General features: G+C 44.5%; 11 protein-coding genes. 9 read left to right on the top strand and 2 right to left on the bottom strand.

All coding sequences use genetic code 11. The annotated features are described in order from the left end of the window. Window positions 1-140: 140 nt before the first annotated feature. From CLIN57ABFB40_RS04660 to CLIN57ABFB40_RS04650, 3 genes are all read left to right on the top strand, one after another. Window positions 141-1487, top strand: a complete 1347-nt coding sequence (locus tag CLIN57ABFB40_RS04660; protein ID WP_175629092.1) for a glutamate synthase subunit beta — start codon at window positions 141-143, stop codon at window positions 1485-1487. A gap of 4 nt (window positions 1488-1491) precedes the next feature. Beyond that, window positions 1492-3159 (top strand): asparagine synthase B, encoded by a 1668-nt coding sequence (gene asnB / locus CLIN57ABFB40_RS04655; protein WP_175629091.1) that lies wholly within the window; start codon window positions 1492-1494, stop codon window positions 3157-3159. Window positions 3160-3332: 173 nt separating this feature from the next. Continuing rightward, window positions 3333-4097 (top strand): glycerophosphodiester phosphodiesterase family protein, encoded by a 765-nt coding sequence (locus CLIN57ABFB40_RS04650; protein ID WP_175629090.1) that lies wholly within the window; start codon window positions 3333-3335, stop codon window positions 4095-4097. Between the two features lie 239 nt (window positions 4098-4336). Here CLIN57ABFB40_RS04650 and CLIN57ABFB40_RS04645 read toward each other — a convergent pair whose 3' ends face one another. Then, a complete protein-coding gene (locus CLIN57ABFB40_RS04645) occupies window positions 4337-4633 on the bottom strand; it encodes a thioredoxin family protein (protein ID WP_175629089.1) in 297 nt (98 codons plus the stop codon). Between the two features lie 315 nt (window positions 4634-4948). Here CLIN57ABFB40_RS04645 and dapF point away from each other — a divergent pair, with 315 nt between their 5' ends. The 6 genes from dapF (at window position 4949) to CLIN57ABFB40_RS04615 (ending at window position 12371) form a co-directional block, all read left to right on the top strand. Then, on the top strand, window positions 4949-5761 hold the full coding sequence (gene dapF, locus CLIN57ABFB40_RS04640; RefSeq protein ID WP_175629088.1) for a diaminopimelate epimerase: 813 nt from the start codon (window positions 4949-4951) through the stop codon (window positions 5759-5761). A 64-nt stretch (window positions 5762-5825) separates the two neighbouring features. Continuing rightward, window positions 5826-7058, top strand: a complete 1233-nt coding sequence (locus CLIN57ABFB40_RS04635) for an LL-diaminopimelate aminotransferase (RefSeq protein ID WP_175629087.1) — start codon at window positions 5826-5828, stop codon at window positions 7056-7058. Between the two features lie 183 nt (window positions 7059-7241). Next, window positions 7242-8003 carry a hypothetical protein gene (locus CLIN57ABFB40_RS04630; RefSeq protein WP_175629086.1) on the top strand — a complete coding sequence of 254 codons (762 nt, stop codon included), beginning with the start codon at window positions 7242-7244 and terminating at the stop codon, window positions 8001-8003. Window positions 8004-8154: 151 nt separating this feature from the next. Further along, on the top strand, window positions 8155-8511 hold the full coding sequence (locus tag CLIN57ABFB40_RS04625; RefSeq protein ID WP_010538423.1) for a P-II family nitrogen regulator: 357 nt from the start codon (window positions 8155-8157) through the stop codon (window positions 8509-8511). Between the two features lie 84 nt (window positions 8512-8595). Further along, window positions 8596-10035 (top strand): ammonium transporter, encoded by a 1440-nt coding sequence (locus CLIN57ABFB40_RS04620; RefSeq protein ID WP_175629085.1) that lies wholly within the window; start codon window positions 8596-8598, stop codon window positions 10033-10035. Between the two features lie 146 nt (window positions 10036-10181). Beyond that, window positions 10182-12371 carry a glutamine synthetase III gene (locus CLIN57ABFB40_RS04615; RefSeq protein WP_175629084.1) on the top strand — a complete coding sequence of 730 codons (2190 nt, stop codon included), beginning with the start codon at window positions 10182-10184 and terminating at the stop codon, window positions 12369-12371. Window positions 12372-12490: 119 nt separating this feature from the next. On the opposite strand, the gene CLIN57ABFB40_RS04610 is transcribed toward CLIN57ABFB40_RS04615, so the two are convergent. Continuing rightward, window positions 12491-13069, bottom strand: coding sequence for an HdeD family acid-resistance protein (locus CLIN57ABFB40_RS04610; protein ID WP_175629083.1), 579 nt, complete (start codon window positions 13067-13069; stop codon window positions 12491-12493). Window positions 13070-13111: the final 42 nt, after the last annotated feature.

Genomic DNA, 13111 nt, shown 5'->3' with positions numbered 1-13111 from the left:
ATTGAGAATTAAAAATTGAGAAATAAATGAAACGAATAGTGCTCTCAATTCTATTATTTTTCAATTTTTAATTCTCAACTATCAATTCAATAAGCCTTATCAATCATTTTTTAATTTTTAATTCTCAATTTTCAATTTATATGGGAGACCCTAAAGCTTTTTTAAATATACCTCGACAGGAAGCGGGATACCGCCCTGTGAGCGAACGAATCACTGATTATAGTCAGGTTGAACAGACGTTGAATACAAACAGCCGTAAGTTGCAGGCATCCCGCTGCATGGACTGCGGCGTACCTTTCTGCCACTGGGCATGCCCGATAGGGAATAAACAACCGGAATGGCAGGATGCCTTATTCAAGGGAAAATGGAGAGAGGCATACGAAGTTTTGTCATCTACTTGTGATTTTCCTGAATTTACAGGACGTATCTGCCCTGCCCTCTGCGAAAAGTCTTGTGTATTAAAACTGTCATGCGACCAACCTGTGACAATTCGTGAAAACGAAGCGGCTATTGTTGAAGCAGCCTTTCGCGAGGGATATATACAGGTACAAAAGCCGAAAAGAAACGGAAAAAGAGTTGCGGTGATTGGCGCAGGCCCTGCCGGACTGGTTGTAGCAAACCAGTTGAACCTGAAAGGATATAGTGTCACATTATTTGATAAGGACGAAGCGCCCGGTGGATTGCTCCGTTTCGGTATCCCCAACTTCAAACTGGATAAGAATGTGATTGACCGACGCATGAATATATTAGCAGCGGAAGGAATCAAGTTTGAAATGGGAGTCGAAGTTGATGTCAATCATCTGCCGGAAGGGTTTGATGCTTACTGCATCTGCACAGGTACACCGACAGCACGAGATTTAAGTATTCCGGGAAGAGAATTGAAAGGTATTCACTTTGCCCTCGAAATGCTGGCTCAACAAAACAGGATTTTGGAAGGACAGACTTTCCCAAAAGATAAATTAGTGAATGCCAAAGGAAAAAAGGTGCTTGTCATCGGTGGTGGAGATACCGGTTCGGATTGTATCGGAACCAGTGTACGCCAGGGAGCTATCAGTGTAACTCAAATTGAAATTATGCCTAAACCGCCTGTGGGACATAATCCGGCTACTCCGTGGCCGCAATGGCCGATAGTCTTCAAAACAACTTCCAGCCATGAAGAAGGGTGCACACGACGCTGGTGCCTGGCTTCCAATCAGTTCCTCGGAAAGAACGGAAAGGTGACCGGTGTAGAGGTGGAAGAGGTAGAATGGATTCCGGCAACAGACAGCGGACGCCCGGCAATGAAACCTACCGGAAAAAAAGAGGTAATCGAGGCGGATATGGTATTGCTGGCTATGGGATTCTTGAAACCGGAACAACCGCAATTTGCCGATAATGTATTTCTTGCCGGAGATGCAGCTACCGGAGCCAGTCTGGTAGTACGTGCCATGGCAGGCGGACGGAAAGCGGCTGCGAAAATTGATGCTTATTTAACAACCAAAAATTAAAGTTATGTGTGGAATAGCAGGTATACTCAATATAAAAGCTCAGACCAAAGAGCTAAGAGACAAAGCACTGAAAATGGCCCAGAAAATCCGTCATCGCGGACCGGACTGGAGCGGAATCTATGTAGGCGGAAGTGCCATCCTGGCACACGAACGTCTTTCTATCGTCGACCCGCAAAGTGGCGGGCAACCCTTATACTCGCCGGACCGTAAACAGGTGCTCGCCGTAAACGGTGAAATCTACAACCACCGTGATATTCGTGCAAAATATGCCGGGAGATATGATTTTCAGACAGGCAGTGATTGTGAGGTTATTCTTGTCCTTTATAAAGATAAAGGTATTCATTTCCTGGAAGACATCAGTGGTATCTTTGCTTTTGTCCTTTATGACGAAGAGAAAGATGAGTTCCTGATTGCCCGCGACCCTATCGGCGTTATACCTTTATATATAGGTAAGGACAAAGAGGGAAAAGTCTACTTCGGCAGCGAACTGAAAGCGCTTGAAGGATTTTGTGACGAATACGAAGTATTCCTTCCCGGACATTACTTTTACAGTAAAGAGGGGAAGATGAAACGCTGGTATTCGCGTGACTGGACAGAATACGAAGCTGTAAAAGACAACGATGCCCGAACCGCCGATGTAAAAACAGCATTAGAAGATGCCGTTCATCGCCAGTTGATGAGTGACGTACCTTATGGAGTACTTCTTTCCGGCGGTCTGGACAGTTCTGTCATTTCCGCTATCGCCAAGAAATATGCAGCCAAACGTATAGAAACAGACGGAGCAAGCGATGCCTGGTGGCCGCAGCTTCACTCTTTTGCCATCGGTCTGAAGGGTGCGCCCGACTTGATAAAGGCGCGTGAGGTTGCCGAATATATCGGCACGGTGCATCACGAAATAAACTACACCGTGCAGGAAGGGCTGGATGCGATTCGTGACGTAATTTATTTCATCGAGACGTATGACGTAACTACCGTGCGGGCTTCTACTCCAATGTATCTGCTGGCACGTGTCATCAAGTCCATGGGTATCAAAATGGTGTTGAGCGGTGAAGGTGCCGATGAAGTTTTTGGGGGTTATCTCTATTTTCACAAAGCCCCTACTCCGCAGGCGTTCCACGAAGAAACGGTACGCAAACTTTCAAAATTGCATATGTACGACTGTCTCCGGGCTAACAAGAGTTTATCTGCCTGGGGAGTTGAAGGACGTGTTCCTTTCCTTGATAAAGAGTTTCTTGATGTGGCAATGACGCTGAACCCAAAGGCTAAAATGTGCCCAGGAAAGGATATTGAAAAAAGAATCGTACGTGAGGCTTTCGCCGATATGCTGCCGGAAAGCGTGGCATGGAGACAGAAAGAGCAGTTCAGTGACGGTGTGGGATATTCCTGGATTGATACATTGAAAGAAATAACAACCGCTGCCGTAAGTGACGAACAAATGGCACATGCAGCCGAACGTTTCCCCATCAATACTCCGCAAAACAAGGAAGAATATTATTATCGTAGCATCTTTGAAGAACATTTCCCCAGTGAAAGTGCGGCTCGCAGCGTACCGAGTGTTCCCAGCGTAGCCTGCTCTACGGCAGAAGCGCTGGCATGGGATATTTCTTTCAGAAACCTGAACGAACCAAGCGGACGCGCAGTAAAAGGAATACATGAAGAAGCCTATACTTAATTTGTCGAAAAGTAATAGAATGGATTATTTCTGTTATTCTTTTGTAGCATTTCTATTCTAAAATCCCTAAGATTAACGCAGATTAGCATATTATTGTCTGATTTGCGTTTTCTTTTTTATACTTTTGAAGCCAAACCCAATTAAATCTATTAAACCTTTTAAAGACCAGACAAATGAATTTAAAGAAAATGATGATGGCTTCTGCCCTTTTAGTAACTGCATGCTGTATGCAGGCACAGACAAAAGTAATTGCCCACCGTGGTTATTGGAAAACCCCGGGTTCATCACAAAACAGTATTACCGCGCTTCAAAAAGCAGATTCCATCGGGTGCTATGGTTCAGAATTTGATGTATGGATTGCCAAAGATAACAAACTGGTTGTCAATCGTGATCCCGTTTATAAAATGCGACCGATGGAATATTCCAAAGGGGATGCACTGACTGGGCTGAAACTCTCCAACGGAGAAAACCTGCCTAGTTTAAAACAATATTTGGAAGCAGGAAAAAAATGCAATGCCCAATTAATACTCGAACTCAAAGCACACAGTACCAAGAAGCGTGAGACAAAAGCTGTGCAGGAAATTGTGGCTATGGTAAAAAGTATGGGATTGGAAAGCCGCATGGAATATATCACTTTCTCTCTGCACGCCATGAAAGAATTTATCCGCCTGGCACCAGCCGGAACCCCGGTATTCTATCTGAACGGTGACTTATCTCCGAAAGAATTAAAAGAGCTCGGTGCTGCGGGACTTGACTATCACTTCGGCGTAATAAAAAAACATCCCGAATGGATTAAGGAAGCGCATGACCTTGGCTTGAAAGTCAATGTGTGGACAGTGGATGAGGCAGAAGACATGAAATGGCTGATTGAGAATAAAGCAGACTTTATTACTACCAATGAGCCGGTTATATTGCAGAAAGAGCTCAAGCAACAATAAATCAAGACATATTTAATCATTTAGTATCCGAGCTTAAAGCAATGGAGCATTCCTTTTAAAGGAAGAGGGCATTCCTCGGTGTGCAACGGGTGATTCCTTTAAAAGGAATCACCCGTTGCTTTAAAAGAAAAAACAGCTATTCATAATATATTAATAATCAAATATTTACCAAACCATTCATTTGACATTGAAGAGAACATCCGTATTTCCACAAACACCAATAAAATATTACAGCCAATTCATCTGAAATCATCCAGCACCTCTTTCAACTCTTCCACCGTCAATTCTCCTACTTGCCGCCAAAGTTCATTTCTCTTATGTAATAAGAGGAATGCCGGAACAGTATCTATATTGTGCGCATCGGCGATTGCTTTATTCTCTCCAACATTTACCTTTACTAATTCAATCGTCCTCTTTTCATAAGTACGAAGTACCGGTCCTATCCATTCGTAATGAGGCGACCAGTCGGCATAAAACACAAGCAATACCAAATGATTGGTCCTTACTGCCGTTTCTAATTGTTTTTCTATATTCATATTTCTACATTTTTATGTTAAGTATAGTGCTAAAACAACGGATATAGGAAAAGGTTCTTCGGATTATCAAGGCTAAATATTCTTTATATATTATGAAAGAATATGCAAAACTGCTCACCCAAATAACAATTTATCAATATACAGATGTGTATAATTTCAATTTATAAGCATATATAGCTACATACTAGGCGATTGAAAGCTTATTAAAAATAAATAGATATTAGATATGCTTTCTAACAAAACATAAAACAAAAAGCCATATCTTTGCATTGTAATAAAACAAAAGGATACAACTACCAATAAATATAAATCAAAATGACAAACAGAATTAAGTTCACCAAAATGCATGGAGCGGGAAATGACTACATATATGTAGACACTATCCAATATCCGATAGAAGAGCCTGAAAAGAAAGCAATCGAATGGAGCAAGTTTCATACAGGAATTGGGAGTGACGGACTTATATTGATTGGAAGTTCTGATAAGGCTGATTTCAGCATGCGTATTTTCAATGCTGACGGTTCGGAAGCGATGATGTGCGGAAACGGTAGCCGTTGCGTAGGCAAATACGTATATGAATACGGTTTGACCGATAAAACTGAAATCACACTGGAAACGCTGTCAGGTATTAAAATACTGAAACTTCACGTAGAAAGAAAAACAGTTACAGCAGTGACAGTAGATATGGGCAGTCCGCTGGAAACGGAAGAAGTACATTGGGAAGGGAAATATCCTTTCCGGTCAACTAAAGTATCCATAGGAAATCCTCATCTAGTTACTTTTGTGGATGATATAACCCGGATTAACTTACCGGAAATCGGTCCTGAATTAGAAAACGACCCTCTTTTTCCTGACAGAACAAATGTGGAGTTTGCACAAATTGTCGGCAAAGATACCATACGGATGAGAGTCTGGGAAAGAGGTTCGGGAATTACCCAAGCTTGCGGAACAGGTGCTTGCGCTACAGCAGTAGCTGCCTTCATCAACGGACTTGCAGGAAGAAAAAGCAATATAATAATGGACGGCGGCACAGTCATCATTGAATGGAACGAAGCCTCAGGACATATATGGATGACAGGACCGGCAACCAAAGTTTTCGATGGGGAAATTGAAGAAGTTGAGGGATGAGAATGGAGAGATGAGAACAGCGAATTGAGAATGAATACGGATAGAAACTTAAAACAATCACAATATGGCATTAGTAAACGAACATTTTTTGAAATTGCCGGGAAGTTACTTGTTCTCGGATATAGCGAAAAAGGTAAATACTTTCAGGATAACGCATCCCAAACAGGACATCATACGGCTAGGTATCGGCGATGTTACTCAGCCGCTTCCCCAAGCCTGTACCGAAGCAATGCACAAAGCGGTAGAAGAACTTGCCAATAAAGATACATTCCGCGGATATGGTCCTGAACAGGGATATGATTTTTTGATTGAAGCAATTATAAAGAATGATTTTGCCCCACGCGGGATTCACTTTTCCGCTTCCGAAATATTTGTCAGTGACGGAGCTAAAAGCGATACCGGGAACATAGGTGATATTCTTCGCCATGACAATAGCGTAGGCGTTACAGACCCTATTTATCCGGTATATATTGACAGTAACGTCATGTGCGGACGTGCCGGAGTACTGGAAGAGGAAACGGGCAAATGGAGCAATGTCACATATATGCCCTGTACGAGTGAAAACAACTTCATTCCTGAAATCCCAGACAAACGGATAGATATTGTTTATCTCTGCTATCCGAACAACCCGACCGGCACAACACTGACCAAACCGGAACTGAAGAAATGGGTGGACTATGCTTTGGCTAACGACACGTTAATCCTGTTTGATGCCGCATACGAAGCGTATATCCAGGACGAAAACGTCCCCCACTCTATTTACGAAATTAAGGGGGCGAAGAAATGTGCCATTGAATTCCGTAGCTTCTCAAAGACGGCAGGATTCACCGGAGTACGTTGCGGATACACGGTAGTACCGAAAGAGCTTACTGCCGCAACGTTGGAAGGCGACCGCATCCCGCTCAACAGACTATGGAACCGCCGGCAGTGCACCAAGTTCAACGGCACTTCCTACATCACCCAACGGGCTGCGGAAGCTGTTTACAGTGCGGAAGGCAAGGCACAGATTAAAGAAACGATAAATTATTATATGACCAACGCAAAAATCATGAAGGAAGGGTTGGAAGCTACCGGATTGAAAGTTTACGGCGGAGTGAACGCTCCCTATTTATGGGTGAAAACTCCGAATGGCCTATCCTCATGGCGATTCTTTGAACAGATGTTGTATGAAGCCAATGTTGTCGGTACTCCCGGTGTGGGTTTCGGGCCAAGTGGCGAGGGATATATCCGCCTGACCGCTTTCGGCGAACGCAACGACTGTATCGAAGCTATGAGAAGAATAAAAAACTGGCTCTGATTGAATGAATAATGGATAGCGGGAAATGGAAAGTTCAACATACCCCCATTAACGGACATCATCATTCCTGCATTATCAGTTATCCATTATCAGTTATCTATAAAAAAACGATAGTATTTCGCGCGCTACTATATACATGGACCGTACATCCACATTTTTCTAACTTTTAAAGGTAAAAAGACGATGAAAACGACGATTAACAAAAACAAGGGGGTAATAACAGTAGCATTATTACTGTCAGGGCTTGTCCCATCCGCAACGATGGCACAAGATAAAGTAGAAGCTTCCGTGGGAGCTGACCTGGTAAGCGGTTACATCTGGCGTGGGCAGGATTTAGGCGGAGTCAGTATCCAGCCTTCACTGGGGATTGCTTACAAAGGTTTTTCACTCGGAGCATGGGGTTCTGCAGGATTCGAACCGGCAGACACAAAAGAGTTTGATTTGACTCTCGGTTACTCAATAGGTGGTTTTAGCGTTTCGGTAACAGATTATTGGTTTAATACCCAGGTAGCGACAGGTGTAGACGATGACGGAGAAACGGTTTATTCAATCAACAAGTATTTTAAGTATGGAGCCCATTCTACGGCTCATGTATTTGAAGCACAAGTGGGATATGATTTCGGTCTGCTGTCCGTCAACTGGTACACGAACTTTGCAGGTGCCGACGGTGTGAAAGAAAATGGCAAAAGGGCTTATTCTTCCTATCTCGCACTCAGCGCACCGTTCACATTAGGTGGTCTTGACTGGACAGTAGATTTGGGCGTGGTACCTTGGGAAACGACTTTCTATAATGGCTATACAAGCGGGTTCTGTGTTTCCGATGTCAGCCTCGGAGCTTCCAAGGACATCAAGATTACCGATTCCTTCTCCGTACCGGTATTCGCCAAGGTATCAGTCAATCCACGCACGGAAAGAGCTTATTTCACATTCGGACTAAGTTTTTAAGAGAGAGAGAATTTAAAATATCAAAAGGAGTGTATAGGGGTCAAGGTAGTTAGAGTTTAGATTTTATCGGTTTGTTGTATGGTAACCTGCTATGGCTGCCACTGCCCTATACCTCTTTCTTTTATTGGTCAACACTAATAATTTAAGGTATATGAAAAAGATTGAAGCTATTATCCGTAAAACCAAATTTGAGGACGTGAAAGACGCCCTTCTCGAGGCGGACATTGAATGGTTCTCTTACTATGACGTAAGAGGTATTGGGAAAGCTCGCCAGGGACGTATCTATCGTGGCGTAGTCTATGACACCAGCACCATCGAACGAATACTTATCTCTATTGTCGTACGCGACAAAAATGCAGAAAAGACGGTACAAGCCATTATTAAGGCTGCACAAACCGGAGAAATCGGCGATGGACGTATCTTCGTCATCCCCATCGAGGATGCTATCCGCATCCGCACTGCCGAACGGGGCGACATAGCGCTCTATAATGCCGAACAAGAACGCTAGGCCAGTGGCAGCGACAAGGTGCCGCTACTAGGTTTCCTTGCGGATTATAACTAATTTATAAAGGTATTAAATAAGATAATTATTATGGATACAAAATATAAAAGTCATGGCTTCGTAAAGCCATGGATAGCCACTACTATGTTCATGTTATGCTGTTTTACTATGGATTTGTCAGCGCAAGACACAGCCGCTGCCGATACTGTTGCAGCAATAACAGAGACAATAACTGAACTTTCAGTACTCCCAACCGAATCTACGGCAGAAGCCCCGAATACTATCAGCGAACTGGCTTTAGGATTAAATACGGTTTGGATGCTACTTGCAGCTATGCTCGTATTCTTCATGCAGCCGGGATTTGCCCTAGTAGAAGCTGGTTTCACAAGAGTGAAGAATACTGCCAATATTCTGATGAAGAACTTCGTAGACTTCATGTTCGGTTCTTTGCTTTACTGGTTTATCGGTTTCGGACTGATGTTCGGCGCAGGCGGATTCATCGGGATGCCCCACTTCTTCGACCTGTCTTTCATGGATAACGGATTGCCCAAAGAAGGATTCCTTATTTTCCAGACCGTATTCTGCGCCACTGCCGCTACCATCGTATCAGGAGCAATGGCAGAACGTACCAAATTCTCCATGTATTTGATTTATACAATCTTCATCAGTGTACTGATTTACCCGATTTCCGGTCATTGGACTTGGGGCAGCGGTTGGCTGATGAACGGCGAAGCAGGTTCTTTTATGATGAACCTTTTCGGAACGACCTTTCATGATTTTGCAGGTTCCACTGTTGTTCACTCGGTAGGTGGATGGCTTGCCCTGGTAGGTGCCGCCATTCTAGGCCCACGTATCGGCAAATATGGAAAAGACGGTAAATCCAGAGCTATTCCGGGACATAACCTGACTGTTGCCGCGCTGGGTGTATTTATCCTTTGGTTCGGATGGTTCGGGTTCAACCCTGGTTCCCAGTTGGCAGCAAGTACCGAAGCAGATGCAAACGCAATCTCACATGTATTCCTGACAACCAATCTTGCAGCTTGTGCGGGTGGTTTCTTCGCCTTGGTAATCAGTTGGATGAAGTACGGAAAACCCTCTTTGTCATTGACACTAAATGGTGTACTGGCAGGCTTGGTAGGTATCACCGCAGGATGCGATGCCGTATCTCCCGCAGGAGCCGTGTTGATTGGTGCTATCTGTGGCGTTGTGATGATATTCTCGGTAGACTTTATTGATAAAGTCCTGAAAATCGACGACCCGGTAGGTGCTTCTTCCGTACATGGTGTTTGCGGTTTCTTAGGAACCATTCTCACAGGTTTCTTCTCCACCAGCGAAGGGTTATTCTACGGATATGGTTTCGGATTCCTCGGAGCACAACTCTTCGGGGCACTTGTAGTCGGAGCTTGGGCGGCAGGTATGGGATTCATCATCTTCAAGGCTCTTGATAAAATTCACGGTCTGCGCGTTCCGGCACGTGTCGAAGAAGAAGGTCTGGATATTTACGAACACGGAGAATCCGCTTACAACTAAAAACGTCTGCTTATAAACTAATAAAACAGACGATATAGATTTAAAAACAGATTTCTATCCCGGGCGGGTTTGACCGCCTTCCCGGGAACTATACAGAGAAAGATTATTTGCTCTAACATATTTAACAACAAATCAAATTAGGTATTATGTCAAAATTAAGATTTAGAGTCGTAGAAACTGCTTTCAAGAAGAAAGCGGTTGAGGTAGCAACCCCTGTCGAACGCCCATCGGAGTATTTTGCCAAGTATGTATTCAACAAGGAGAAGATGTTCAAGTACCTTCCGAGTAAGGTGTACAATGCACTGATTGACGCTATTGACAATGGTGCTCCGCTAGACCGCAGCATTGCCGATGAGGTAGCAGCCGGTATGAAGAAATGGGCCATCGAAATGGGTGTCACTCATTACACACACTGGTTTGCACCACTGACCGAAGGCACGGCAGAAAAGCATGACGCCTTTGTTGAACATGACGGCAAAGGCGGTATGATGGAAGAATTCACAGGCAAGCTGCTTGTACAGCAGGAGCCGGATGCTTCTTCTTTCCCGAACGGTGGAATCCGCAACACGTTCGAAGCCCGTGGATACAGTGCCTGGGATCCTTCATCTCCTGCGTTTATCGTAGACGACACTCTTTGTATTCCGACCGTATTTATCGCATATACCGGCGAAGCCCTCGACTACAAAGCTCCCCTATTGAAAGCACTTCGTGCCGTAGATAAGGCAGCCGTAGACGTTTGCCACTATTTCAATCCGGAAGTAAAGAAAGTAGTCGCCTACCTGGGTTGGGAACAGGAATATTTCTTAGTGGACGAAGGTTTATACGCCGCCCGCCCGGACTTGTTAATGACAGGCCGTACATTAATGGGACACGACAGCGCCAAGAACCAGCAGTTGGAAGACCATTATTTCGGTGCTATCCCTACCCGTGTAGCGGCATTTATGAAAGACCTCGAAATTGAAGCCTTGAAACTGGGTATCCCTGTAAAGACCCGTCACAACGAGGTTGCACCCAACCAGTTTGAACTGGCTCCTATCTTCGAAGAATGTAACCTGGCAAATGACCATAACCTATTGATTATGTCGTTGATGCGCAAAGTAAGCCGTCGTCATGGTTTCCGTGTACTTCTTCATGAGAAACCATTCAAAGGCGTCAACGGCTCCGGCAAGCACAATAACTGGTCATTGGGAACTGACACAGGTATCTTATTAATGGGACCGGGCAAGACTCCTGAAGACAACCTGCGTTTCGTTACGTTCGTTGTAAACACATTGATGGCGGTTTATCATCATAACGGATTACTGAAAGCATCTATCTCCAGTGCCACCAACGCCCACCGTCTGGGAGCGAATGAAGCGCCGCCGGCAATCATCTCGTCTTTCCTGGGCAAGCAGTTATCGCAAGTATTGGACCATATAGAAAACAGCACAAAGGATGACTTAATCAGCCTCAGCGACAAACAGGGCATGAAGCTGGATATTCCGCAGATACCCGAATTGCTGATTGACAATACCGACCGTAACCGCACCTCTCCTTTCGCCTTCACCGGCAACCGTTTCGAGTTCCGTGCCGTAGGTTCCGAAGCAAACTGTGCTTCCGCCATGATTGCATTGAACTCTGCCGTAGCTCATCAGTTGGCGAAATTCAAGAAAGATGTAGACGCCTTGATTGAAAAAGGAGAGCCGAAGATATCCGCTATCCTTGAGATTATCCGCGGATACATCAAAGAGTGCAAAGCCATCCACTTTGACGGCAACGGTTACAGTGACGAGTGGAAAGAAGAAGCTGCCCGCCGCGGTCTGGATTGTGAAACGAGTGTTCCTGTCATCTTCGACAACTATCTGAAACCGGAAACGATTGCCATGTTCGAAGCTACCGGCGTAATGACAAAGAAAGAGCTGGAAGCTCGCAACGAAGTGAAATGGGAAACTTACACGAAGAAAATCCAGATTGAAGCCCGTGTATTGGGTGACCTGGCAATGAACCATATCATCCCGGTAGCAACCCAGTATCAAACAGACTTGATTAACAACGTCTATAAAATGCAATCCCTGTTCCCGGCAGAAAAGGCAGCCAAACTATCTGCCAAGAACCTGGAACTTATCGAAGAGATTGCCGACCGTACAGCCTTCATCAAAGAGCATGTAGATGCAATGGTGGAAGCCCGTAAAGTGGCGAACAAAATTGAAAGCGAACGTGAGAAAGCCATTGCCTACCATGACACCATCGCTCCGGCACTGGAAGAAATCCGTTACCACATCGACAAGCTGGAACTCATTGTCGACAATCAAATGTGGACGCTTCCGAAATACAGGGAACTATTATTCGTAAGATAAAAAAAGAAAAATGCCCGATGAGAAAGACTTCATCGGGCATGGAATAGAGATTATCTATTTCTTTTGTTGGTTGTTTTAAGTTTGCAGTGGAGGGGTGCCGTGAGGCAGTCCTCTTCTTTTCATTCGATAATCTTTGCATCCTCAATATCGTCATTGTTATGTGACATCGGAGCCTGTGGACGGCGGCGCGCAAACTTGAACCAGTTTATCAACTCAGAAAGCGAATAAACCAAGCTGCTGATACCGATAATAATAAAAGCAGTATTACGTGCTCCCGTCGGATTGAACAAAGCAACGATACCTGCAATAAGAATCAAGGAAGGAATCAGATAAAATGCTCCCGGAACAGGCATCCAGCGACGAGCGGCAGATAACGAAGCAATCTGTTGCACACCACCCATAATCAGAATAAACCCTAACAGGAACATCAGAACATCCGCAAAGAACTCAGGCATCATAATCAGCCAAAGTCCGAATAATAAACTACCGATTCCTTCAATCGGAAAACGGGGAGCGGACTCACCTTCCGTCCTTTTCCGTCCGAAATAACCGAAAAGGCTGATAACACCGGGAATCAAAAAAGCGACTCCTACTGTGATAACAATATAACTGGCAGCCGCATTCGGCCAAATCACCAAGACCAAACCTATCACGAGTGCAAAGAGAATACGAATAAGAGAATAATTCATTGTTTTCATAAATTCTATATTTTTTAACCAAGTCTGTTCCAATACTTTTGC

Origin of the sequence: Bacteroides acidifaciens (assembly GCF_903181435.1) — a bacterium.
Classification (GTDB): domain Bacteria; phylum Bacteroidota; class Bacteroidia; order Bacteroidales; family Bacteroidaceae; genus Bacteroides.
Note: the sequence above shows the minus strand (reverse complement) of the source record. Positions and strands in the feature narration are given on the sequence as shown.

Bases quoted from the DNA above. Each gene is read 5' to 3' on its own strand.
- CLIN57ABFB40_RS04660 (WP_175629092.1), top strand. From the start codon at position 141: ATGGGAGACCCTAAAGCTTTTTTAAATATACCTCGACAGGAAGCGGGA.
- asnB (WP_175629091.1), top strand. From the start codon at position 1,492: ATGTGTGGAATAGCAGGTATACTCAATATAAAAGCTCAGACCAAAGAG.
- CLIN57ABFB40_RS04650 (WP_175629090.1), top strand. From the start codon at position 3,333: ATGAATTTAAAGAAAATGATGATGGCTTCTGCCCTTTTAGTAACTGCA.
- CLIN57ABFB40_RS04645 (WP_175629089.1), bottom strand. From the start codon at position 4,633: ATGAATATAGAAAAACAATTAGAAACGGCAGTAAGGACCAATCATTTG.
- dapF (WP_175629088.1), top strand. From the start codon at position 4,949: ATGACAAACAGAATTAAGTTCACCAAAATGCATGGAGCGGGAAATGAC.
- CLIN57ABFB40_RS04635 (WP_175629087.1), top strand. From the start codon at position 5,826: ATGGCATTAGTAAACGAACATTTTTTGAAATTGCCGGGAAGTTACTTG.
- CLIN57ABFB40_RS04630 (WP_175629086.1), top strand. From the start codon at position 7,242: ATGAAAACGACGATTAACAAAAACAAGGGGGTAATAACAGTAGCATTA.
- CLIN57ABFB40_RS04625 (WP_010538423.1), top strand. From the start codon at position 8,155: ATGAAAAAGATTGAAGCTATTATCCGTAAAACCAAATTTGAGGACGTG.
- CLIN57ABFB40_RS04620 (WP_175629085.1), top strand. From the start codon at position 8,596: ATGGATACAAAATATAAAAGTCATGGCTTCGTAAAGCCATGGATAGCC.
- CLIN57ABFB40_RS04615 (WP_175629084.1), top strand. From the start codon at position 10,182: ATGTCAAAATTAAGATTTAGAGTCGTAGAAACTGCTTTCAAGAAGAAA.
- CLIN57ABFB40_RS04610 (WP_175629083.1), bottom strand. From the start codon at position 13,069: ATGAAAACAATGAATTATTCTCTTATTCGTATTCTCTTTGCACTCGTG.